The 24,022-nt window shown below is 37.7% G+C and carries 19 protein-coding genes; 13 read left to right on the forward strand and 6 right to left on the reverse strand.

What is annotated here, in order from left to right; genetic code table 11:
- Window positions 1-2 precede the first annotated feature (2 nt).
- Window positions 3-302 (reverse strand): isoamylase early set domain-containing protein, encoded by a 300-nt coding sequence (locus tag CSC79_RS02235; protein WP_099293511.1) that lies wholly within the window; start codon window positions 300-302, stop codon window positions 3-5.
- A 472-nt stretch (window positions 303-774) separates the two neighbouring features.
- On the opposite strand from CSC79_RS02235, the gene CSC79_RS02240 reads away from it, so the two are divergent.
- Together CSC79_RS02240 and CSC79_RS02245 are read left to right on the forward strand one after the other, a co-directional pair.
- Window positions 775-2,694 carry a bifunctional diguanylate cyclase/phosphodiesterase gene (locus CSC79_RS02240; RefSeq protein WP_099293513.1) on the forward strand — a complete coding sequence of 640 codons (1,920 nt, stop codon included), beginning with the start codon at window positions 775-777 and terminating at the stop codon, window positions 2,692-2,694.
- Window positions 2,695-2,763: 69 nt separating this feature from the next.
- Window positions 2,764-3,687: a hypothetical protein gene (locus CSC79_RS02245; protein WP_099293515.1), complete on the forward strand. Its 924-nt coding sequence runs from the start codon at window positions 2,764-2,766 to the stop codon at window positions 3,685-3,687.
- Here the strand turns inward: CSC79_RS02245 and CSC79_RS02250 are convergent.
- Both CSC79_RS02250 and CSC79_RS02255 read right to left on the reverse strand, forming a co-directional pair.
- On the reverse strand, window positions 3,679-4,704 hold the full coding sequence (locus CSC79_RS02250; protein WP_099293517.1) for a GGDEF domain-containing protein: 1,026 nt from the start codon (window positions 4,702-4,704) through the stop codon (window positions 3,679-3,681). The two genes, CSC79_RS02245 and CSC79_RS02250, sit on opposite strands and share 9 nt — an antisense overlap.
- Before the next feature lie 152 nt (window positions 4,705-4,856).
- Complete coding sequence (locus CSC79_RS02255; protein WP_099293519.1) at window positions 4,857-5,285, reverse strand: Lrp/AsnC family transcriptional regulator; 429 nt, start codon at window positions 5,283-5,285, stop codon at window positions 4,857-4,859.
- Between the two features lie 181 nt (window positions 5,286-5,466).
- Here CSC79_RS02255 and CSC79_RS02260 point away from each other — a divergent pair, with 181 nt between their 5' ends.
- The 4 genes from CSC79_RS02260 to CSC79_RS02275 are packed head-to-tail and all read left to right on the forward strand — an operon-like array spanning window position 5,467 to window position 10,094.
- Window positions 5,467-6,672 carry an aspartate aminotransferase family protein gene (locus CSC79_RS02260; RefSeq protein WP_099293521.1) on the forward strand — a complete coding sequence of 402 codons (1,206 nt, stop codon included), beginning with the start codon at window positions 5,467-5,469 and terminating at the stop codon, window positions 6,670-6,672.
- 48 nt (window positions 6,673-6,720) lie between these two features.
- Window positions 6,721-7,755 (forward strand): arginine N-succinyltransferase, encoded by a 1,035-nt coding sequence (astA, locus tag CSC79_RS02265; RefSeq protein ID WP_099293523.1) that lies wholly within the window; start codon window positions 6,721-6,723, stop codon window positions 7,753-7,755.
- 16 nt (window positions 7,756-7,771) lie between these two features.
- Window positions 7,772-9,253: a succinylglutamate-semialdehyde dehydrogenase gene (astD, locus tag CSC79_RS02270; RefSeq protein WP_099293525.1), complete on the forward strand. Its 1,482-nt coding sequence runs from the start codon at window positions 7,772-7,774 to the stop codon at window positions 9,251-9,253.
- Between the two features lie 37 nt (window positions 9,254-9,290).
- Complete coding sequence (locus CSC79_RS02275; RefSeq protein ID WP_099293527.1) at window positions 9,291-10,094, forward strand: DUF1338 domain-containing protein; 804 nt, start codon at window positions 9,291-9,293, stop codon at window positions 10,092-10,094.
- A 994-nt stretch (window positions 10,095-11,088) separates the two neighbouring features.
- On the opposite strand, the gene CSC79_RS02280 is transcribed toward CSC79_RS02275, so the two are convergent.
- A complete protein-coding gene (locus tag CSC79_RS02280) occupies window positions 11,089-13,188 on the reverse strand; it encodes a winged helix-turn-helix domain-containing protein (RefSeq protein WP_143483812.1) in 2,100 nt (699 codons plus the stop codon).
- Window positions 13,189-13,434: 246 nt separating this feature from the next.
- Here CSC79_RS02280 and CSC79_RS02285 point away from each other — a divergent pair, with 246 nt between their 5' ends.
- The 6 genes from CSC79_RS02285 (at window position 13,435) to CSC79_RS02310 (ending at window position 19,365) form a co-directional block, all read left to right on the forward strand.
- Entirely contained in the window at window positions 13,435-14,853 is a 1,419-nt protein-coding gene (locus CSC79_RS02285; RefSeq protein ID WP_180270370.1) for a trypsin-like serine protease, read from the forward strand.
- A 308-nt stretch (window positions 14,854-15,161) separates the two neighbouring features.
- Window positions 15,162-15,419 (forward strand): DUF3081 domain-containing protein, encoded by a 258-nt coding sequence (locus CSC79_RS02290; protein ID WP_099293533.1) that lies wholly within the window; start codon window positions 15,162-15,164, stop codon window positions 15,417-15,419.
- Window positions 15,420-15,427: 8 nt separating this feature from the next.
- Window positions 15,428-15,727: a hypothetical protein gene (locus CSC79_RS02295; RefSeq protein ID WP_099293535.1), complete on the forward strand. Its 300-nt coding sequence runs from the start codon at window positions 15,428-15,430 to the stop codon at window positions 15,725-15,727.
- 103 nt (window positions 15,728-15,830) lie between these two features.
- Window positions 15,831-17,429 carry an AbgT family transporter gene (locus tag CSC79_RS02300; protein ID WP_099293536.1) on the forward strand — a complete coding sequence of 533 codons (1,599 nt, stop codon included), beginning with the start codon at window positions 15,831-15,833 and terminating at the stop codon, window positions 17,427-17,429.
- A 96-nt stretch (window positions 17,430-17,525) separates the two neighbouring features.
- Window positions 17,526-18,494: a Solitary outer membrane autotransporter beta-barrel domain gene (locus CSC79_RS02305; protein ID WP_143483813.1), complete on the forward strand. Its 969-nt coding sequence runs from the start codon at window positions 17,526-17,528 to the stop codon at window positions 18,492-18,494.
- A gap of 82 nt (window positions 18,495-18,576) precedes the next feature.
- Window positions 18,577-19,365, forward strand: coding sequence for a hypothetical protein (locus CSC79_RS02310; protein WP_099293538.1), 789 nt, complete (start codon window positions 18,577-18,579; stop codon window positions 19,363-19,365).
- A gap of 143 nt (window positions 19,366-19,508) precedes the next feature.
- Here CSC79_RS02310 and CSC79_RS02315 read toward each other — a convergent pair whose 3' ends face one another.
- Window positions 19,509-21,740: a carbohydrate binding family 9 domain-containing protein gene (locus CSC79_RS02315; protein WP_099293539.1), complete on the reverse strand. Its 2,232-nt coding sequence runs from the start codon at window positions 21,738-21,740 to the stop codon at window positions 19,509-19,511.
- A 137-nt stretch (window positions 21,741-21,877) separates the two neighbouring features.
- The gene (gene fdxA / locus CSC79_RS02320; RefSeq protein ID WP_099293540.1) at window positions 21,878-22,201 is read right to left on the reverse strand and encodes a ferredoxin FdxA; all 324 of its coding nucleotides are present in this window, start codon (window positions 22,199-22,201) and stop codon (window positions 21,878-21,880) included.
- Window positions 22,202-22,367: 166 nt separating this feature from the next.
- Here fdxA and CSC79_RS02325 point away from each other — a divergent pair, with 166 nt between their 5' ends.
- Entirely contained in the window at window positions 22,368-23,978 is a 1,611-nt protein-coding gene (locus tag CSC79_RS02325) for an NAD(P)/FAD-dependent oxidoreductase (protein WP_099293541.1), read from the forward strand.
- Window positions 23,979-24,022 lie beyond the last annotated feature (44 nt).

The raw sequence follows: 24,022 nt of genomic DNA on the forward strand, positions 1-24,022 counted from the left end.
CCTTATACACGTTGAGTATTTACAATGCTGTTTTCAGTACCGTAATTATTAGCAGCGTAACCATCTGCTTGATGATCGTTATCCCAAATAGTACCGTCTATAAGGTATCTAAAGTGAAATTGTTGATTATTAGGTAAGCGTTGTTTTAATTTAAAACAGCGCTGCTTCTTATTAAATTTCATTGCAACAGGCTGCCAATCTGTAAATTCAGCAACAAGTTGCACATCTTGTGCGTCAGGGTGACTAAATTCGAACGTTACTTCAGCTTCTTCTTTGGTTTTAAAAAAACGTTTACTCAACATAGCGGGCTCCAGCTAAACTTTATGTTTATTGATCCTTGCCACCGTGCCAGTTCAACTACTCAACATATGCCGGGGGTGTTTATAAGTTAATCAAACTTATATTTATGCTTTATGACAGTGCATTAAAAAATCCACCGCACAAGTATGGTGCAAAATAGCTCTATATGAGGCTATCTTTTACGTTAAATTGAAAACTGCAAGAACTAAACCATAGTTCACTTATCAAACAACTAACAGTAAACAAAATAGATAACATATAAAGATTCGTAAAGTGAAATAAACTAAATTTGAAACAAGCGAAAAATTCAACAAACACAGTAGATTAAGTACTCTAATTCTTAAAATTATGTTTTTTTAATACCGTGCTTGTGAAAAGTTTGTCTCTTGAACTCACACACTATATACTGAAAAAAAGTACCAACTCCCTTCGCTATAACCATAATAAAATAGGGGGTCATAATGGCTTAATAGAATGACTAAATTTTTTCGTGTAATCAGTATTGCTTTAATTACTTTAATTGTCTTTTGTTACGGCTTAAATATTTTGCTGACAAAACAAGTTAATAGTATTAATCCAAAACAGTCGAATGTCGCTATTCGAACGTTTCCCATAGCGCAAACTCATTTAGAAATACCCTCTTGGTATAACCCTGTATTAAGTGGACACAGTCTAATATCAACCAACGAGCATGATTATTTACTGATAAAAATTACGGATGCTGAATTTGTTACTGTGCAATATTCGTCATTATTAGTGGCCACGCTTCTTTCTCCAGCCAACCTTATTATTTTAATTTTGATGGGCTTTTGGTTAACTTGGTATTTGGGGAGTCTACAACGCGCTCGCCGTGAACAAAAAGTAATCGAACAATTAAACATTCAAACCGATAAATTATTAAGTTCGTTTAAAATTCAGTTACCGTCTTTAGAAATTATTAATCCTGTGACTCGGTTAAGTCAGGGGTTATCGGCCTTAAACACACATATCGCAACATATACCAGAGAAACACAAACTAGTATTAGTCAAGATAAACTAACACAGTTAATTGACCGTCATGCTTACATTGAACATCTTGACCGACAATTAAATAGTGCCGAACTTGAAAATATGCACTGTGCCTTGCTGTTTATTGATTTAGATGGCTTTAAACAAGTTAATGATTCTTTTGGCCATAGCTTTGGTGATGAAGTTTTAATCCAAGTTGCTGAGCGACTTGCAAGCGTTTTACGTAATCACAAACTAAATGATATTAATCCAACCAGTATGCTAGAGCAAAACTTAGCGCGTTTGGGGGGAGATGAATTTTCTATTTTTATCAATAACATTGATAGTGAAAGTAAGACATTAGACGTTGCGCAAAATGTATTGAGTGAAATAGAACGTGATTTTGTTTTAGGTAATAAACTGATAAAAATAAGTGCTAGCGTGGGTGTGGCAGTCTACCCTGACAGTGCATCTACTCCTCATGCTTTATTGCAAATGGCTGATGTTGCAATGTATAGAGCAAAAACTGACGGGCGTGGAATTTTTAAAGTTTACTCACCTGAAATGGGTAATAAGATGCGCCGTTATCACTACCTTCTTGAAGAGTTGCGATTAGCTATTGCGTGTCAAAACTTTCACCTTTCATTTCAGCCAATCGTTCATGTTGAAGATTGCGCTATAGACTACTTCGAAGCATTGGTTCGCTGGGATCACCCGGTTGAAGGAATGATATCTCCCGTTGAATTCATTCCTATTGCTGAAGAGTCTAACCTCATATTAGAGCTTGGTGATTGGATTATGCTTGAATCATGTAGACAAATGTCAGCTTGGCATAATGCAGGTATGCGTAAAGTAAAAATCTCAGTCAATGTCTCGGGAATTCAACTAAAACACCGACCCCTGCATGACTGGGTAATGCAAAAACTTGATAAAACAGGCTTACCACCTTCCGCACTTATGCTCGAAATAACTGAATCAACACTGATTACGGCTAGCAATAGCATAATCAGAGAATTAGAAAAACTCAGAACAAAAGGTGTCACTATCGCTATTGATGACTTTGGTACTGGATTTAGTTCTTTAAGTACATTGGCTGATTTACCTATCGATGTTTTAAAAATAGATAGGCTCTTTATTGCTCAAGCAAATGAAAATCCTAAATATAATGAAATTTTAAATTCAATCAGCGAACTAGGTACTAAATTAGGGCTGAAGATAGTGGCTGAAGGTGTTGAAGAACTCGCACAATTTGACCTTGTTAAGCGCTTAGGGATCAGCAGTGTGCAAGGGTATTTAGTCAGCCGACCAGAATCGTCGATTAATGTAGGCAACAAAGTTTTACAAGGTAACGTTAACCACGTAGCTGCTACAGGCACAGGGGTATGGCAAATTGAATCTAATGGTTAAGCCTCCAAGTAGTAATTATTAGCTAAATACAGCATAATAGCGGGATATTACTATCTTTTTATAAAACCAATGCTCAAAAAAAGTTTCTTGTCTCTCATCATATTTGCCGTACTGATTACAGCTATTACTATTGGTTCATCTATCTATACCCTTTACAGTAAAAAGAAACTTACTGTAGATGCGCGTCTTAAAGAAATATCCGGTATCGAATTTGATAAATCCAATCAACTTTGGGCCATCAATGATGGTGGCGATGATGCAAAACTTTACCGCCTAAGTGAAGATGGCTCTATCTCAAAAGAAGTACTTGTTACCAACGCTAAAAATATTGACTGGGAAGACATAACTCAAAATGACTTTGGCCATTTTTTCTTAGGTGATTTTGGCAATAACAAACAAGAGCGTCGATGGCTGACTATTTATAAAATTGAAAACCCCATTGATATAAAAGGTGACTCTACACAAGCAGAAATTATTAAATTTACGTATCCTGAACTCAATGACCAACCAGTTGCACCTAATAAACGAAATTATGACTTAGAGGCTTTTGTTGCATTTGGCAGACATTTATACCTTTTTACAAAAAACAGAACTAAACCATTTGATGGCATAACCAATGTATATAAAGTGGGCGACCATGCTGCTAACTTTAATGCACAATTAATTGATTCATTTCAAACGTGTACCACAATGGAAAAGTTGTGCTGGATAACATCAGCAGCTTTAAGCCCAAACCGAAAAAAACTCGTCTTACTCGACTCAACTAGTATCTGGCTATTTGAAAATTTTGAAGGTGATAAATTTTTCTCTGGTGACGTATCTCAAATTGACTTAGGAATTGTAACTCAAAAAGAAGCCATAACCTTTTACGATGAAAATACGCTAGTATTTACCGATGAGGAATTTAAGGGTATAGGAGGTAATGCCTATGTCATTAAGCTGGATGAGGCAACAAAAAAGGTAATTAAAAAATCACCTCTTCAGTTAAAATAAATCAATATCAGATTGTTTTTCTTTGGTATCTATCAAATTTTTTGTAACTAATTCATCATAAAAACATAATTGGTCACGCCCATTTCGTTTAGCGTAATAAAGTGCTTTATCCGCATTTTCTACAACAGAAATAGGGAAGTCATAGGGGCTGATCCTAGATAACCCAATGCTCAAAGATAGATTTGGAACGAATGGAAATTTTGTATTTCTCACTAAATCTAAAAAAGTATTTAACTTAGCGTGGATAAAATCATAATTTGTTGGTTCAAATACTAATACAAACTCCTCCCCCCCAAATCGAAATATTAAATCTGATGAACGAAAATAGCTTTTCATTTTTTGTGCTAACACTAATAAAACTTCATCGCCACAGACATGGCCATATTCATCATTGACTTGCTTAAAGTGATCAATATCAACAATCGCGAGCCAGGAGGAGGAACCTGAGTGTTTAGAGCGTTTTTCATCTGTTTTGATGTTCTGATGCTGCTTCGCCATTTGCTTTTCTATCAGTAGCTTGATCTTCTTATCAAACGTTTGACGATTCAACAGCCCTGTCAGTTTATCCGTTTCACTTTCATGTAAAATTGCTAAGTAATTTTCAAAGATGCGACAAAAAGCATTCAGCAACACTTGATCTTCACTTTCTAAATGTTCCGATAAAATAGCAATAACAGCAACGGGTTTATCACGCACATTGATAGGAAGCCACCGACGTTCTTTATTGTTATCTGATTTAACAGTGATAATGCAGGAGGAACTGATACAAGAAACTAGTTCAGCATCGGGCTCTTTGATGACATCTTTATCTTGCCAAATAAAATCATTTTGAGATAAAAACTTTAAAGAAGCGCTTCGTTCAATCCGCAATTCTCCAGCAACTTCTAAATCTTTATATATCGATATTTCTTCGCACTTAACGAACTCTTGAATCGTTGAGATTATCGTATACTCAAGAGAGTCTACATCCTTGTTTTTCGTTATCTTAATAATTGAATTTAGTAAACCGACTTGCATAAGCCCTCAAAAGCCAAATCTTTGTGTAAGAACACTATTTGACACTAATATTATTAAGCTTTAATTATACTAATAACAGTACCTATAAAAGCTATTTACACTAAATTTAATGAATATTTTAAACTTAGTATAGTGATTAATTTACTATTACACTAACGATTAAATTTAGTTTCTAAAATAACTGAAGACGTTGTTCGCTCAACGCCATCTAAATTACCAATATCATCAAGTAAATGACTTAACTTTTCTAAGTTTTGTGCCTGTACGACTGCAATTAAATCAAATTCACCACTTATTGCATATAACTGTGAAATAGCATCAATTTGCTTAAGCTCTAAATTTGTTTTCGTAGTTAGCTTTTGCTTCACTTTAATTGACACATGTGCCGCAACCATTGCATTGAGATACGCTTCACCATAATCAACACTGTAGCCTTTGATAACTCCTGTTTCTTCTAACTTAAGCATTCTACTTTGTACAGTTGAACGGGATAAATTCAGCGCTCTTGCTAAATCAGAAATACTTGCACGGGCGTTTGTTCTTAAAATTGCAAGTAGCTTTTCATCTTGCTTTCCTATCACTTTGCTAACCCTAATCGTTAATATGACTTTTATTATAGTCATTTTTAACAATTTAGCACTGCAAATTTAACTAACGAAGCTAGATAATAGATAAATAACAATGAAATACTGCTTATAGCAGTTAAAAGATAGTTAGATACACGTTTATTTATTTTCTTATTCGCTATTTAAGGTGCGTCAAATGCAAGTTTCTCGAGATTTATTCAACGATGTCATGGTTCCAAATTATAACCCTTCTTCAGTAATTCCTGTGCGTGGTGAAGGCTCTCGTGTTTGGGACCAAACAGGAAAAGAGTTTATCGATTTTGCAGGTGGAATTGCGGTTAACTGTCTCGGGCATTGCCACCCTGCACTTGTTAATGCGCTTAAAGAACAAGGCGATAAAATTTGGCACTTATCAAATGTAATGACCAATGAGCCAGCTTTACGTTTAGCAAAAAAAATTACTGATGCAACATTTGCTGATAAAGTCTATTTTGCTAACTCTGGCGCAGAAGCAAATGAAGCAGCTCTTAAACTTGCTCGTCGTTTTGCACTGGATGTTCACGGTGAAGACAAAACACAAATTATTGCTTTTAACAAAGGTTTCCATGGTCGCACTTTCTTTACAGTGACTGTAGGTGGTCAGGTTGCCTATTCAGATGGCTTTGGCCCTAAACCTGCGGCTATCGATCATTGTGACTATAATGACCTTGCTGCTTTTGAACAGCTAATTAGTGATAAAACCTGTGCTGTAATGATGGAGCCTCTGCAAGGTGAAGGCGGTATTATTTCCCCAACTAATGAGTTTATCAAAGGCGTCCGTGCCCTGTGTGATAAACACAACGCATTACTAATATTTGATGAAGTACAAACAGGCGTAGGTCGTACGGGCTCTCTATACGCTTATCAAGATTTAGGTGTTACACCCGATATTTTAACAACAGCAAAAGCACTCGGCGGTGGTTTTCCAATTGGTGCCATGATAACCACAACAGAAATTGCAGCTCACCTTAAAATAGGTACTCATGGTTCAACATACGGTGGCAATCCTTTGGCATGCGCCGTTGCTGAAGCTGCATTTGATACAGTAAATAATCCAGACGTTTTGGCAGGCGTTAAAGAGCGTGAACAATTATTCCGTGACGGTTTTGCTGCAATTAACGAAAAGTATGATGTGTTTAGTGAAATTCGCGGTAAAGGACTTTTATTAGGCGCTGTTCTTAACAGTAAGTTTGAAGGGCGCGCTCGTGACTTTTTAATAGCAAGTACTGAACAAGGGCTTATGAGTTTAGTAGCAGGCACAAATGTAATCCGCTTCACACCCTCATTAGTAATACCGCTTGAGGATATAAAAGAAGGCCTTTCGCGTTTTGAAAAAGCCGTAGCTGATGTAGTAAACGGTTAATTTAATTTAGCGCTCTTTATTTAAAGAGCGCTAATGGAGCTTTAATAAATGCATGTATTACGCCCTATCAAGAACACTGATTTTGAAGCGTTAAAACAAATCGCTATTGAATCTGGTCATGGTTTCACATCGCTACCCGTTGACGATACATTGTTACTTGAAAAAATTGCCCGCGCAGAAAGTAGCTTTTCTAAAGACATTAGCCAACCGCTTGATGAGAGCTATTTGTTTGTCCTTGAGGACACCAACACTGGAGAGGTCATTGGTACAACAGCTATTGAAGCTGCTGTGGGTCTTAATGTTCCTCTGTATCATTACCATTTAGGTAAAACAGTCCATCACTCACCTACTTTAAAAGTCTATAACACAGTCGATATCCTGAGTATGTGTAATGACTACACCGGTTGCTCTGAAATCTGTACGTTATTCTTACGTGAAGATAGTCGTAAAGGGCTAGCTGGACGTTTTTTATCTCGTTCACGTTTTCTATTTATGGCACAGCACAGTGAACGCTTTGCTGACACAATTATCGCCGAAATGCGTGGGGTGAGCGATGAAAACGGCCATTCTCCATTTTGGCAGTGGTTAGAAGAGCATTTTTTTAGTATCGAATTTCCACAAGCAGATCATTTAGTTGGTTTGGGGGATAAGGTTTTTATCAGCGAACTAATGCCTAAATACCCTATCTATGCGAATTTACTCAGTAAAAAAGCGCAAGACGTGATTGGTAAAGTGCATGATAAAACTAAACCTGCACTTAAATTACTAGAAAAAGAAGGGTTTGAACACAGAGGTTACGTCGACCTGTTTGATGCAGGCCCTACGGTAGAAGCAAAGCTTGGTAATATTCGCAGTGTAAGGGATTCAATTGTATGTCCAATTTCTATCGGCGAGCTTGATTATGTAGATGAACAAAGCTCTGATACGTTGGCAATTTGCAATCAAGGAGTAGCAGATTTTAGAGCCACGTTTACCAAACATGCGCATTATAATCATGCTAAGCATACATTAATCGTAAGTAAAGACGTTGCACACGCCCTTGAACTAAAACAAGGCGACGCGGCGAGATTTTTTCGCCTGTAAACAAAGTAGGAATTCTATGAGTCTTGAATCACAAAACAATCAACTGATAAACAACCAATGGCAAATAGGTCTAGGTCATAGCTTCAGCTCAATAAACCCAAGTAATGGTGAGGTACTATGGCAAGGCTTAAGCGCAACGCCAGAGCAAGTTGACAACGCAATTAAAGCTGCACGTAACGCTCAGGTTAATTGGGCTGATATGCCGCTTGATGAACGCATTAGCATACTTGAAAATTTTGCCTCTTTGTTAAAAAAACACAGTGAAGAATTCGCCACCATTATTGCAAAAGAAACAGGCAAGCCCATTTGGGAAACACGCACTGAAGTGGGTGCTATGACGGGTAAAGTGGCTATTTCAGTTAGAGCCTACAACGAACGTACGGGCACCACTGAAAACCCCATGCCAGGTGCTAAAGCCTTCATTCGCCATAAACCTCATGGCGTTGTGGCAATATTTGGCCCGTACAACTTCCCAGGCCACTTACCTAATGGCCATATTGTACCAGCAATTTTAGCGGGTAATACGGTGGTGTTTAAGCCTTCTGAACTGACTCCTTATGTTGCACAATTTACACTTGAATTGTGGCTGAAAGCGGGCTTACCTGCTGGCGTAATTAATTTAGTTCAAGGTGAAGTCGAAACAGGTAAAGCACTTGCCAGTCATCAAGATATTGATGGGTTATTCTTCACCGGTAGCTCAAACACCGGGCATCTATTGCATAAGCAGTTTGCAGGCCATCCGGGGAAAATTCTTGCACTTGAAATGGGGGGGAATAACCCATTAATCGTCAAAGATGTTGCTGATGTAAATGCAGCTGTTCACGATATTATCCAGTCAGGTTTTATAACGTCGGGTCAACGATGTACTTGTGCACGCAGGCTATTCATTGAAAATGGATCAAATGGTGATGCTATTTTAGCTAAGCTTATTAGCGCAACGAAGGATATTGTTGTCGATGAAAGTTTTGCTGAGCCTCAACCATTTATGGGCGCAATGATCAGCGAGCAAGCTGCTTTAGGCATGGTTTCAGCACAACAAGCTTTAATTGATTTAGGTGCAAACTCATTAGTTGAATTAACACACTTGAAAGCAGGCACTGGATTTGTAAGCCCAGGTATTATTGATGTCACCGACATTAGCAATATACCTGACGAGGAGCACTTTGGCCCACTTATAAAAGTATATCGCTATGACGATTTTGATACTGCGATAGCACAAGCAAACAACACCTCATTTGGCTTATCTGCAGGCTTATTGAGCGATTCACACGCTGACTATCAACACTTTTTAAAACGTATTCGTGCCGGTATTGTTAACTGGAACAGACCTATCACTGGCGCTTCTAGTGCTGCGCCTTTTGGTGGTATAGGTGCAAGTGGTAACCACAGAGCAAGCGCATATTATGCAGCTGATTATTGCGCATACCCTGTTGCATCCGTGGAAGCTGAACACGTTAATTTACCTTCGACCCTTGCGCCGGGCTTAATCATCGAATAATTAGCAGACGCTATACTCAAAAAATTAAGGAATTATAATGCACACAAACGTAAATACATTATTTGAAAACTTATGGCAAAACTACTTAGCTGTTACTCCATCAGCCGTAAAAGTTCATGAGTTACTTGGCTCGACTCAAAAAGATGACATCCTAAATGATCACATTGCACTGCGCACTTTTAACCATGAAAAAATTGGCCTTGAAAAATTAGCAGCTCATTTTTTAGCGTTAGGATATAAAGAATGTGGCGAGTACCATTTTGAAGCTAAAAAACTTTATGCAAAACATTATGAGCATCCAGATACGACCCAACCAAAAGTGTTTATTTCTGAATTGCTAGTAGAAAAATGCTCACCAGAGCTACAGGCTATCGTGAGTGACATGGTTAACAGCATTGATGAAAGTGCTGTCACGGCAGAGAACTTCTTATATTCAGGTACACACTGGCAAGTAACCTCTGATACCTATAAAAAACTACTTGCAGAAAGTGAATACGCTGCATGGATGTCTGCCTGGGGTTACCGTGCAAACCATTTTACAGTTAGCATTAATGAACTTGCCCAGTTTGATAATATTGAAGCCGTAAATACAGCACTTAAAGATGCTGGATTTGCATTAAATACTTCTGGTGGCGAAGTAAAAGGCTCTCCTGAGGTATTACTTGAACAATCATCAACACTAGCCGATGACTTTGCAGTTCAGTTTAGTGACACAAAAATGAGTGTACCAAGCTGTTTTTATGAGTTTGCCCTTCGTTATAACAAACCAGATGGTGAGCTCTATACTGGTTTCGTTGCAGCCTCGGCAGATAAGATATTTGAAAGCACGAACGCACGTTAATACAGCACATAAATAGCGACATAAAAAAACCTCACTAATTTAGTGAGGTTTTTTATGCATAAATCAATTTTAAAACGTTGGGTTAAATAACAGTTATAAGAATAAAGGGATATCGTTATTTTCAAACACTTAAAAGATAACTCACCAATAGAACAGCCAAAACTCAGTCATGCCCCGTAAGCCTTAAATAGGGTGGCACTAATTTAGATAGTCTTTTTCATAAAAATCAGATGGTTGAGAGGTTAATCAATAATCATCAATCGATATATTATCAACTAACAGCAGATGCAGTTGTTCTCTCATACTAAGCTGCGTTGCAACACAAATAAAATTATAAACCAGCCCTTTATAATATCAGCAGCTAATAAGTCCCATGGCAGCACTTCTATTATATTTGCAAGTTCGGTTAATGGCGGCTCAACTGCATGAAACAGATCTTTAGTGTGACCTCATAGCTTTCAAGTAAGTCACAAAACACACCAGTATTTCTGTAATCGATTATAATTAAAACAGCAGTATTTTTTGTGCACATTTTGTTCATGTATTGCTAAATAGAGTTCAGTTGATAAAGTTTGCTGAAAATAGTGCGGTTCATATCTGAAAATGCTTTGCGCGATTCACTTGAAACAAAACCTAAATCACGTTGTGGGTAATATGCTTTATCAATTAATAGGGTTTACTGACATTTTTGCTTAAAAACTAGCCCTTGATATTTTTATCCCAATTGATCGCATCTAAAATACGAATGGGGTTTTGTAAAGCGATTAATCGATCAGAAAGCTCCCGTGTTTTCAAAAGTAACGCTTTTTCTATCATGCTCTAAACTCACAATTAAATGAACGTAAATCATAAAATAGGAATACATATTGTCAAAGAGAATCCTTAATATACTGCCTAATATTTGACATTGAAAATCAATAAAGTTAAGCCAACTAGTTTCATCGCACTAAATAGTTTTGTACCGTAATCAAAATAGATTAGTCAGGCAGTAATATTATTCTAAAAGCACTATGTTACTTTCTTGTATTGCATGTGTTGAAAATAAACGCTCATCCCCGCTTGAACTGACATCAATAATTTTATCTAAATGCGTCGGCACCGTAGCAAGATAGGTGAGTTTCTTATTTGATGAATTAAACTTCCATAACTCTTTTAATTGACCACCATTCTCATGATCACTATTCAATTGAAAAATTATGCCTTCTTCTATTGAAACGGATGCAACAACATGCTGATGGGGCAAAGGGTCTACAATAATTTTTTCTTTATTTTTTTCAACTTCAACAACTTTATTATCTTTAATTACAATGAGGTGCCCATTTTTAGATGAGTGAGCATAAAAGATATTACCACTGATTATTGGTGTTAATACCTGTGAGTTTAAATTGTAATTTGCAATATTTAACCCATCGTTAGACCTATAATCAACCAACAATGTACTCTCAGCGTCAAACCATTCATAAACATATGCAACATTATCAGGTTTAGCTATTATGGTTTGCACTGCACTATGTACATCAATAATAATTAATTGAGAGCTTGTATTCACAAGAACACGTTTTCCGTCACTGCTCCAAAGCGGTGGACTTTCGATAGCACTTTTTGATTTGTTTGCGAATAAAAGTTTTTTACCCTCCTCACTTTCTTGGAATATTTGCTGGTAACCTGCTTGCTCAGATATATATAAAATAGATTCATCGTTTGGTGAAAAACGTGCCCCGATATCAATCGAATTAGAATCACTGACTGTATGAGTTACATTATTTTCACCCTGAGATTGCAATATAACATCGACATCCACATTCGATAACGACAACGTTATCCTCCTTCCTTTAGCATCAAAAGTAGGGTTTTCGATATTATAAAAGTTTAACCATTTAATTTCATCTGACTCACCGTTCAAATTGAGTAGCTGTAACTTTTCAGAGTCTGTAAGGAGAAGGGATCCACCGTTAGGATGCCAACTAACCTCAGTATAAGTTGGTAATTTATCTTTTACTAAAGTGAGTGTCTTATTCTGCATTGACAGTATTTTAATCGAAGACATGAAATTTTCTGCATAACCTGTCAACGCCAAACTTTCCTTATCTGGTGACAAGCTCATGTCATGAGGGCTAAAATCATCAACCTGCTGCCAGAACATCTGGGAAATTGCTGTTTTTATATTTAGAGAATGTATCTGCGCTTTAATTCCCACTAAATCATCTTTTGGATGCAGTAAATAATACACTGTATTATCACTCCCCCATTGTATCGATCCCGCCAATGCATCGCTTTCAAAACGAGATATTATTTGTGCCGTTATTTGCTCTGCTGAAGAGATTGGAACTCTCAAATAACCAATTTCATAATGTGAATTTGTCTTGCATAAATAAGCTATATAACGCCCATCGCTTGACCATGTGAACGACAGCAGTTGCTGGCCTTTTGTATCCAGTTGGACCTCTTGCTTTGTGTCTAAATCCTTTAACCATAAATGCGTTCGAGATAACTCATCTTTGCGTAAAAATGCAATACTGTTTTCTGTTGGTGAAAACTTTGGCTGAGACTCTAGCATCCTGGTGGATGAAACAGGAATTAAACTGTTGAACTGCTTTTTCTCAGCACCAAAGTGAGCATTGTTAAACAAATTAAATGTTAAGGTGACAGCTGTGATAATAACTAGTAGCGTGAAAGTGATAGGTTTAAATTTATTACCTTGGTTTACATATCTAGATACACAAAAGCTTTTTTTAAACGCTTTAAAAGTAAGAGGGTTCTGGTTTATTTCATCTAAATAAGTAGGCCTTTCAACCTCAAGTTTAAGGCTGTAACCGCGTTTTGGATGAGTAACAATAATTGACTGTTTCTTTGCATCATCGCCCAGTGCTTTTCGAAGCTGAGCAATACTGCGCAAAACTGAACCTGAACTAAATACGCTGTTTGGCCATAAGGTATCAAACAGCTCCTGTTGGCTAACCACTTCACCTTGCTTCAATGCCAAATAGGCCAGCACATCCATTACTTTTGGCTCTACAAAAATAGACTGACCCGAAACTGTTAATTGATTGCGCTCAACATCAATTTGGTATTGACCTATTTGAAATTTTTTCAACACAACTCTACAACCTGTTACTAATTGATATTTAAAGTAATCATATTTAAATCATAAAAACATATTGTCGCCTACATGGATTAAGAAGCTTATATCAATTAGGGTTCAGCAAAGTTTTGCAACATGTTAGCAATTATGGTGATACACATAAACTGTTATATCTGTAAAACAAACACTTAGATTAAAACAATTATGGAAATCACAGCAATGAAGAAAATATACTCATTTAAGGCATTACTTTGTTTTATGACAGTTTTAACTGTTACTAACGCCAAAGCAATAGTTATACGCCATGATACCGATGATATTAAATATCAACAGCTTGCTAAACGCTATATAAACGCCATTACCTACAACGACGGATGTGTAGGCACAGTTATTGATCCATTGTGGGTGCTTACTGCTGCACATTGCTTATCACCTCAGCAGCAACGGCCTTTATTTGTTGTCCATCTAGGAAAGAATTACCCAGTTGAATTTACAAGTACCCACCCTGAATACGACCCTCAAACAAACAACTATGACATGGCACTGCTGCGTGTAAAGTGGCCAATAGAAAACGCTGAGCGAGCTTTACTTTATTCGCGACTTGACGAAATCGGTAAAAAAGTGACATTCGTAGGGAATGGTGATTTTGGAAATGGGCTTTCGGGCCTAATAAGTGATAAAGCCATCTTGCGAGCGGCCACTAACATGGTTACAGATACAAGTACGAGTCAAATTTCCTTCGTATTTGATCAGCCAGACAACGCCCTCGCGCTTGAAGGCATAAGTGGGCCTCATGATAGTGGTGGTCCTGCTTTTATCGAAGAACAAAGTAAATTATATATTGCAGGTGTCAGCTCATGGCAGAACAATAAAGGAAAAGAGGGAGTTTATGGGGTTGTTGAACACTATGCTCGGGTTTCAACCCAACGCCACTGGATCAACCATACTATTAAGAAAAATGAACCTTCTTTACCACTGAACCACCCCCTATTAACAGCCCTCCAAGCTAAGTCATTTGCTAACCTGAAAAAAATAGCAACAAACTCTGACTGGATACAATCCTCAGCCTTGATAAGAGAGTTGCTAATAGAACTGACCTTTAAATTATCAGCACAAGAGGCTAAAGAGGTACTCAAGCAAATTCCTGAACTTGCCAAGTTACAACTAAATAATATTAGCTTAACGAGTTACGCTATTGAGCAAGGCAATTGGGCCCTAGTCGACACACTAATAGAATACACATTAAACATAAATGAAAAAAATATATATGGTGAGTCTTATCTAACACAACTGCTTATGCTTTCCCCCCCAGAAGTGGATATAGAACCACTACTGAGTAAGCTACTAGAAAAAGGCCTGGATATTAATTTAAAAGATAACAGAGGAAATACCGCATTAGCGTTAGCAGTGTATTTAGGGCATAGAGATAAAAGCTGCACGCGGGTAAAATTATTGCTTAAAGGAGGTGCCAACCCTAACATTGCCGATATAAATGATTACTCACCCTTAATGTACATTGCAAGTGTTAGTAATGAAGAACTACTGTCACTTTTGATTCTACATGGAGCTAATGTGAAGACTAAAGATAACACCGGTAAAACAGCTTTAGATTATGCAAAAAATAATCAGCACATTATCAGAAAACTAACCAAACATTTTAATAAGGCAATCTATTAAGTAATTAAGGATAAATAGTTATTTTATTAATGAACTAATCTTGAGCAAATGGCTAGAAGCGAATAACAGAAAAATATAAACTTGAGTCAATGCCTAACTCATGGGATATTGTTTATTAAAACAAACGACCCCCTATTACCTGCGGCTTAATAGCCAGAGATAGCAGAGTTAAATTTACTCAATTTAGCTCACTGACTGATTGTAATTACTTAGAAGACTAACATCCACCTTAAATATAAGTCATGCCTTCAGTAAACTAATTCACCCTACTAGTCGTATTGAGCAGTGTATTTTTAAGGAGAGTAATGATGAAAAACGAAATTGAAGGTAAACAAGTTTTAGCTGTTTATGAGCAAATCATTCAACACGGCGAGAATACGCAAGAAGGTAAGCTTTACATGGGGTTAACTGCTTATTCTGATATTGATGGGTATACTATTTATCTTAAAGGCAGTGGCGTGCTATTGCGCTTTGGTTTTCATAACACATATCACCTAGATTATGAGCACGATAAACACAAAGATGACTTTCTCAAAAAGCTATCAAACATACTGGCAAATGTTTAGGAGGTAAAGTGCCTAGAGTACAGCGAAGACAACGTCCAACATCGCGCAGACATTCCCTTTTTATCAATCAAGTTGTTGATAACTTAAAAGCTGATCCTAGTAAGCTCAGCATTATTCGCAATAATCTTGATGAGTACAGGCAACAACAATTTTTAAAACGTGGTTTTTTATTAGCTATAGAACGGTTTGACTGGGTATTTGAAGCAAGTAATGATGTTAACCAGATTTGTGAACAAATATTGGCTGATGATTATATAGGCAATAGGTTAAGGCGCTACCCTCTTTTATTTAAAGGTGTGGTCAATTAAATACACATTCAACGTACCTAACAAGTAAGCCATCGTTTATAGGTGATACCTCAGTCTAAAAATGGTAAATTGCGGCAATTTTTATAATTTTGAGTAATTTGCTATGTCTAAAGCAGTTGACACTGCAAACTCAACGGAAACAAAAAAAGAATCGGGCTTATTTAACCGATTTTTATCTACTGTTGAGTTTTTGGGGAATATGTTGCCCCACCCTATCACTTTATTTGCGATGTTTTGTGTGGCGATCATCGTCTTCAGCGGTATAGCCGATTGGTTTGGGTTAAGCGCTATAGACCCTCGTCCGGTTGGTTCTGCAGGGCGCGATCCTGATGGAGTTATTGAGGTTGTAAGTTTATTAAGCGCCGAAGGCCTGCAGCGTATCGTCACAGGTTTAGTAACTAACTTTACAAGTTTTGCTCCACTGGGCACCGTACTCGTTGCATTACTTGGCGTGAGTGTTGCTGAACATTCAGGCCTTTTGTCTGCAGCAATGCGTGGCATGGTGATGGGCGCCTCTAAGCGATTAGTTACATTTATGGTGGTCTTTGCTGCGATATTGTCAAATACAGCATCTGAGCTTGGCTATGTTGTATTAATACCACTAGCCGCAATGATTTTCCATAGCCTAGGCCGCCACCCTCTTGCTGGCTTAGCTGCTGCGTTTGCTGGTGTATCGGGTGGTTACAGTGCAAACTTATTACTCGGAACTATCGATCCACTTCTTGCTGGTATTACCACTCCAGCCGCACAAATGATTGACCCTACATATCAAGTAGGCGCTGAGGCCAACTGGTATTTTATGATGATATCGGTATTGCTTATTGCGCTTTTAGGCACCTTTGTTACTGAAAAAATTGTCGAACCACGCCTAGGAAAATATAACCCTGATGACGCCAGCGCCGATTTAGCTGATAACAATATAGAAGGATTAACTGCATTAGAAAAAACAGGCTTGAAGTGGGCTGGGGTCTCTTTACTTTTAGTTTCTCTTTTATTGGCGTGGACTATCGTACCGGCTGATGGCATTTTACGTAACCCAGAGACGGGCCTTGTTGCGCACTCTCCGTTTTTAAAAGGCATTGTGGTCTTTATATTCGTTACGTTTGGTATCCCTGGTTTTGTTTATGGTCGTGTGGTCGGTACCATGAAGAACGATAAAGATGTCATTGATGCTATGAGTAAGAGCATGAGTTCAATGGGTATGTACATTGTGCTTGTATTCTTTGCTGCGCAGTTTGTTGCATTCTTCAAATGGACAAATCTAGGTACTATTTTGGCAATTAATGGCGCAGCGCTACTTCAAGCACTTAATTTGACTGGCCCTGAGGTGTTTGTATTGTTTATTTTCATGTGCGCGCTTGTCAACTTGAGCCTAGGCTCTTCCTCTGCTCAGTGGGCTGTTACCGCGCCTATATTTGTCCCAATGCTAATGTTGATCGGTTACGCGCCAGAAACAATTCAAGCGGCATACAGAATTGGAGACTCGGTAACAAACTTAATTACGCCTATGATGAGTTACTTTGGCCTCATCCTCGCTGTTGCAACTAAATATAAAAAGGACATGGGTATTGGTACACTTGTTGCCACAATGCTGCCTTATAGCATGTTCTTCTTTGTTGGTTGGGTTGTACTGTTTTATTTATGGGTCTTTGTTTTAGGGTTACCCGTTGGCCCTGGCTCCCCTATTTATTACACGCCTTAATACCAGTGAAAGAATACCAGCTTAGGCTGGTATTCTTTATTGTTTAAAACAATAAACCTATTACACTTACTTTATTCGAACCTTATTAATTTTAGTATGCCTTCGTATTTATTAATAACGCTATGTATATTTTCGCTGTTATCATCAAACACATTTGCAAACGCAAAAAAAGATCTTGAATCAGCCTTTGCAAGCTCTCTTATTTTAACTAACGGTGAAAGTATCTCGTTAGGGTATGGTAATTTTGATCCAAATATACTCATCGACCCGCATCAAAATAACCTAGATGTAGATGAAGCTTTAGCCTTAAGGCATCAGCTAACCTTATATAGCCTCCCTTTTGACTTTAATCTCAACGATCCAATCAGTGGCTATAAAAGTACCTTTCGTACTAAAGTGAATTATTTAGAGCAAAAGCACAATGTTGACATATTTGATAATGAGCAATCCGATCTGAGTGCAGAGAAAATGTTGAGTGTAAGTTTGGGTGCAAGTATTGAAAAGCCAATCAGTAGTAATTGGCTTTATAGAACACGTATTAATGCCCATTTAATGCATTACACGAATGATTACGTGTATAACAGTCGGCAAAGCAAGCAGCAACTAAAACCGATTACTGATGGAATTTACAGTAATATCAGTAGTCGTGCTCTTATTCTCAACCCCAGCGCCTCATTCGTTTATAAGCTCCCTAGAAACTGGGGTCATTACGAATACAAACTAAAATTTGAATACTATTATGGTTGGGCACTTTCACAACCTCAATCACTTAAATCTATCAATCCAGAAAGCTGGCAAATAAATAACGCTATAAAAGCAAATTTTAATATGTTTTCTTTTTTTGATTTAACACAGTCATTTTATGTTAAAGCACAACGAGTTGATTTAGGTGCTGATGCCATTGCACCGCTTGGTACGAATCATTTCTACGAATTTGGTTTTGGTTTTTTATGGGATGTATCCAATTGGACTGACTGGTTTGATGATGTTGGCGTTGGCGTGAACATACACAATGGCAGTGCGTTAAATGGTGGCACCATCGTGATTTATTTCAATGAAATTTAAAAAATAGCTAATTGTATTCATATTGTAAATAAGGGTTGTTACACTGTGCAGATAAATATTATTAATAAAATGGACTTTACTAATGAAAAATGTACTTTTTCTTTTATGCCTTTTTAGCTCAAACGCATTTGCTCTCGAGCTACAAAAGTACCCCATAGTGTTAGAATCGCCGCTTGGTGAACAAGTGACGATAGTCGAAAATGCCGATAAAACACAGGCTTTGGTCAAAGTTATTGGCGTAAACCACCCCATTGATGAAGTGGTGTTTTTAACTGTTCTACTCCCACATGGTAGTATTCAAGCGTATAAATACACCTACGATGGACAGCAGCGTGCGTTGGTTACCCGTGAGCAAGGTTACAGCTGTTGTAGTTATTCGTTATATTTACCAGATACCAATAAAGCTATCTATTTATCTGAATTAAAAGACAAACGTAATAAAGCGATCAGTGAAGACACATACGCTCAATACAAAATGCAATTAGAAAAAGGTGTTCAATCTAAGCTTGCATTATTTAATAGAGAACGAGCAATTGAAAACCTCGCATCGGCTTTAACTGATGCCGATAAAGAACTAGCTTCGCACTGTGGCCAAAATATTAAAACGAAGGTTAACTGGCATGGGTTGGATAATAGTACCTTGCAAACCTATGCTGTAGGCGCCTATTGTGCTCAGGTGGCAAATGTATTAGTAAAACAATGTCAAAACTCTGCATTATTTAAAGCAAAAATAAAACCATTCAAATCTGTTGATTGTACCTTTAGCGACGAGCTGAAACTTCGTCACACTCAAAATACAATTAACTTCAAAACAGCCCCAAAAGAGCCAAATCAGATTCAGTTTGTGGAGGCTTACTTTAGGAATTTATAAGAACTTGAATTAATAAAAACGAGCCTAAAGGGCTCGTTTTTATTTGCTTTATTTATAACTAACCTAAACTCTGGAGACTAATAAATATATTTGTGATTTAATATCAATACATTAGTACATCTCTTAACCAGAGTTCAGGTTAACTAAAGCTGCCATGCATAGCTTAACTTTGTAAAGAATGTGCGTTGGTCTCTTTCTAGATTTTTTAACCCATCATTTTGGAAACCTTTATCAGAATAGCCGAGGAAAAATAAGGTCTGCGCATTAATCTTATACGAATACACAAGTTGGCTTCCATACTCTTTATTTAATTGGCTTACGCCATAGTAATACGCATCTTGGTTTCTATCTATATCTTCAAACTGTAAAATCAGTTTGAGCATAGAGCGCATATTAAATTTATAATATACCCGCAGATCAGTTAAGTTTGCAGTAAATACATTCTCACCCTGAGGATTATCTAGGCGATTATAGCTATGTTCAACTTGCACCTGCCAGTGGTCATTTATATCCCACGTCATTTCAGGCTCAATAATAAATTGATCACCTAATTGCTCGTTTGTGTAATCAATTTTACTACCGAATTCACTGTATAAGTTAAGCGTTATGTCTTTAGTTGGTTTAAACCCGCCCCAAATATAGCCAATGTTTTGGTTATATAAATTATCATAGTAATTTTCTTTACGGTGGATAAAGCCAAACTCTAAGAATGATTGCATTTGACCTTTTAAGTAAATATACCCTTCATATTCTTCTTCTAGTAAAGTGCCGTCTTGCGCCCACGTTTTATCCCAATCTAAGTTATATGAGTATTCCGTCACTAGATTATTCGCATCCAAGTACCATGATTGCCCACCACCTACTAATGCTTTCTTATAATCAACTTTTGCTTGATAGCCTAAATCAGTGCGGTAGTCTTCGCCAATATCTTCATAACTTGCAAATAATTTATAATCACGCTTCTCACGGGTAAACTCTACTTTATACGCTTGATCAGACTGCTCGTCTTCTAATCCATAGAAATCAACAAGGTATTTCGAGTTTTGGCTGTCAGAGCTGGCTATTTGATAAAGTATGCTGTCGGTTTGATTAAACCAATAACTACCATCAAGCGAAACCACACTATTTTTATAATTATCAGCTTCACGATGCGTTGTTGTAAAACCTATTGTGCCTTTATCACCTATATCATATTGATAACGACCTACGGCGGATTTTGATTTTTCCGCTAAATTTGCAAAGCCAGAGCCCTGATTAGTAGGTAATAAAATACTGGTATTTTCATCATCCGCATACATAAATGCATAACTATGAGCTTCTGACTTACCCGTTATTTTTGCTCCGATTTTAGGCTGTGCAATAGTACGGGTATAAATTAGCTCGAATAAACTACTTTTAAAATATGACGCACCATCAAGAAAAAATGGACGTTTTTCGGCATAATAGATTGAATAAGAGGTATTGACATCAAGCTCTAAACTATCAGCTTCTACTTGTGAAAAGTCAGGATTAATTGTTGCATTGATAACGGCGTCTTGGCTGATACCCCATCTTAAATCTAATCCAGCTTCGGTATCAATATCACCATTATTCCAATCCCCAGGTACAGTGTCTTTCACATCATGTCTAAGAGCTGTAACTGTTGGTGTTAATTGGATATTTTTGCTCGGCTCCATGGCCTTAAAACCGGTGATTTTGTCAAACTGACAAAAACTGCATTTAACATCGCGATCAAACCCCACATTCGATAACTGGTAAAGCACCTCTCGTGGGTAGTTTCTCCATAGCGCGATGCTCCAAGTCATATCAGCTTTGTTTGTTGGGAATCTCAATGCTGTAAAAGGAATACGCATTTCAACTACATAGCCCTCATCGGTTACTTGCCCTGCACTATCCCAAATCGCATTCCAAGATGGGTCTTCACTCCAGCCATCGGTGTCCGTCATGCGCATATCTCCCTGCGCACCTAATGGGTTAACATAAAACTCATACCCTGTTCTTTCATCATTGAAGGTATCTATCATTAAGGCAACATTATCATCTGCCCATAGCGTATCTCGATCACGTAATGCTGCTCTTATATTTTCTGGGTTTTCGTCATAAGCCATAAACGCAACATATAAATATTGTCCATCCTCATATAAATACGCATCAGTTTTAACTGGGGGAACCCCTTTTTCGTTCGGTTCGTTTTGATAAATTAATGGGATCAAAGTGGCATTTTGCCAATGTGGCTCATCAAGTTCACCATCTAGATCTATCGACTGTTCAATGTGGGCTAAAGTGAAGTGCTGTTTCTGGGCTATTGAATCCGCGCTAAAAATCAACACGCAGATGATCAGAAGAGTTTTTATTATTTGATTATAGTACTGCATAAACATCCATTTAGATTCGATTACTCAGAATAAGTAACTTTACGCGTGGATTGTAATTGAGCGAGGTACATTTGTTAACATTTTTATGAGTAAAATGTTAAATATAATAATAAATTCGCAGATGTATTTTAAAAAGTCTATGTTTCAATAAGTTTAAGCTTGTTTTGGACACCGTTCCAATCGTCAGCATCACTCGGAGCTGATTTCACCTCAGTAATACGTGGCCAAATAAGGGCAAGCTCAGCATTTAACTCAGTAAATTCTTTTTGCTCTTTCGGTAGTTCATCTTCCTGATATATTGCCTCTGCTGGGCATTCAGGTACACATAAACCACAATCAATACAATCGATTGGGCTTATAGCCAGAAAGTTAGGGCCTTCATAAAAAGCATCAGCGGGACACACAGCCACACAGTCAGTGTATTTACACTTTATACAATTTTCTGTGACTACAAATGCCATAATCAGTGTGCTCAAGGTTAATAAAATATAAGCGCAAGATCATACCCAACCACAGCAAAAATACAATAAATAATCACTGCCATCAGCGCTTAAATTAACGTAAAATACCCGAATATTGTGAGCATAGCTGAAGAGTTATTGCTAAGACACCTAACAGAGATTAAATATGATACGTTTAACCGAAATAAAGCTACCGCTTGATCATGACGAAAATGCCCTACAACAAGCAATTTTAACCAAACTAGGCATAGAAAAGGCGCAGTTAAATAGCTTTAATGTATTTAAACGTGGTTATGATGCAAGAAAAAAAACCGCTATTTTACTTATATACACACTTGATGTTGATGTTGAAAATGAAGCTGCACTACTTGAAAAATTCAGCAAAGACCAACATGTAAAACCAGCCCCTGATACACGCTACAAATTTGTTGCTCAAGCGCCTGCAAATTTGAACCAAAGACCTGTGGTCATTGGTTTTGGCCCATGTGGTTTATTCGCTGGATTAGTACTAGCACAAATGGGCTTTAAACCCATCATTTTAGAGCGAGGCAAGGAAGTACGTGAGCGAACAAAAGACACGTTTGGTTTTTGGCGTAAACGTACCTTAAACACAGAATCAAATGTTCAATTTGGTGAAGGTGGTGCAGGTACCTTCTCTGATGGTAAATTATACAGCCAAGTTAAAGACCCTAAGCATTATGGTCGTAAGGTTATTACTGAGTTTGTTGAAGCAGGTGCACCTGAAGAAATCATGTATGTCAGTAAACCCCATATCGGAACCTTTAAATTAGTTACCATGATTGAAAAAATGCGTGCCCGGATTGAAGAGCTTGGCGGTGAGATACGTTTTAGCACTCGCGTTGACGATATCTTACTCGATGAAGGCCAAGTTAAAGGTTTAAAACTCTCTTCGGGTGAACAAATTGACACCCAGCATGTTGTACTTGCTGTGGGACACAGTGCGCGTGATACATTTAAGATGGTCCATGACAAAGGTATTTATGTTGAAGCCAAGCCTTTTTCTGTCGGTTTTAGAATCGAACATAAGCAGTCAATGATTGACGAATGCCGTTTTGGTGACAATGCCGGAAACCCAATCCTAGGCGCAGCTGATTATAAACTTGTTCATCACTGTGATAATGGACGCACTGTTTATAGTTTTTGTATGTGCCCAGGTGGTACTGTGGTTGCTGCAACCTCAGAAGAAGGTCGCGTTGTAACCAATGGTATGAGTCAATACTCGCGTAATGAACGAAATGCAAACAGCGCAATTGTTGTTGGAATTTCGCCTGAAAAAGATTTCCCAGGTCATCCACTTGCAGGCATAGATTTGCAGCGTAAATTAGAAGAGCAAGCTTATGAACTTGGCGGAAGTAACTACGATGCACCAGCGCAGTTAATTGGCGATTTCTTAAAAGGGAAAGACTCTAGTGATTTAGGTGATGTAAAACCATCTTATACTCCCGGTATTAAACTGACTGATTTAGGAAACGTTTTGCCTAAATTTGCCATTGAAGCAATTAGAGAAGCTATCCCCGCGTTTAATAAACAAATTCGTGGGTTTTCTACTAATAATGGTCTGTTAACCGGTGTTGAAACACGAACCTCTTCACCTATTTGTATCAAGCGCGATAAAACGATGCAGAGTATTAATACCCAAGGTTTGTATCCTGCTGGTGAAGGTGCAGGTTATGCGGGTGGTATTCTATCGGCGGGCATTGATGGCATCAAAGCAGCCGAGGCACTTGCATTATCGATGCTTGAAAAGCAGAGCTAAACTAACCCCCATAGCCTTGAGTCAATTTAGAGCAATAAAAAAGC

Source organism: Pseudoalteromonas sp. 3D05, assembly GCF_002723455.1.
Taxonomy (GTDB): Bacteria; Pseudomonadota; Gammaproteobacteria; order Enterobacterales; family Alteromonadaceae; genus Pseudoalteromonas.

Coding starts and splice junctions, on each gene's coding strand:
- CSC79_RS02305 (WP_143483813.1), top strand. CDS start 17,526: ATGCCTTCGTATTTATTAATAACGCTATGTATATTTTCGCTGTTATCA.
- CSC79_RS02315 (WP_099293539.1), bottom strand. CDS start 21,740: ATGCAGTACTATAATCAAATAATAAAAACTCTTCTGATCATCTGCGTG.
- CSC79_RS02310 (WP_099293538.1), top strand. CDS start 18,577: ATGAAAAATGTACTTTTTCTTTTATGCCTTTTTAGCTCAAACGCATTT.
- CSC79_RS02250 (WP_099293517.1), bottom strand. CDS start 4,704: ATGCAAGTCGGTTTACTAAATTCAATTATTAAGATAACGAAAAACAAG.
- CSC79_RS02235 (WP_099293511.1), bottom strand. CDS start 302: ATGTTGAGTAAACGTTTTTTTAAAACCAAAGAAGAAGCTGAAGTAACG.
- CSC79_RS02290 (WP_099293533.1), top strand. CDS start 15,162: ATGAAAAACGAAATTGAAGGTAAACAAGTTTTAGCTGTTTATGAGCAA.
- CSC79_RS02245 (WP_099293515.1), top strand. CDS start 2,764: ATGCTCAAAAAAAGTTTCTTGTCTCTCATCATATTTGCCGTACTGATT.
- astD (WP_099293525.1), top strand. CDS start 7,772: ATGAGTCTTGAATCACAAAACAATCAACTGATAAACAACCAATGGCAA.
- astA (WP_099293523.1), top strand. CDS start 6,721: ATGCATGTATTACGCCCTATCAAGAACACTGATTTTGAAGCGTTAAAA.
- CSC79_RS02325 (WP_099293541.1), top strand. CDS start 22,368: ATGATACGTTTAACCGAAATAAAGCTACCGCTTGATCATGACGAAAAT.
- fdxA (WP_099293540.1), bottom strand. CDS start 22,201: ATGGCATTTGTAGTCACAGAAAATTGTATAAAGTGTAAATACACTGAC.
- CSC79_RS02240 (WP_099293513.1), top strand. CDS start 775: ATGACTAAATTTTTTCGTGTAATCAGTATTGCTTTAATTACTTTAATT.
- CSC79_RS02285 (WP_180270370.1), top strand. CDS start 13,435: ATGACAGTTTTAACTGTTACTAACGCCAAAGCAATAGTTATACGCCAT.
- CSC79_RS02300 (WP_099293536.1), top strand. CDS start 15,831: ATGTCTAAAGCAGTTGACACTGCAAACTCAACGGAAACAAAAAAAGAA.
- CSC79_RS02275 (WP_099293527.1), top strand. CDS start 9,291: ATGCACACAAACGTAAATACATTATTTGAAAACTTATGGCAAAACTAC.
- CSC79_RS02260 (WP_099293521.1), top strand. CDS start 5,467: ATGCAAGTTTCTCGAGATTTATTCAACGATGTCATGGTTCCAAATTAT.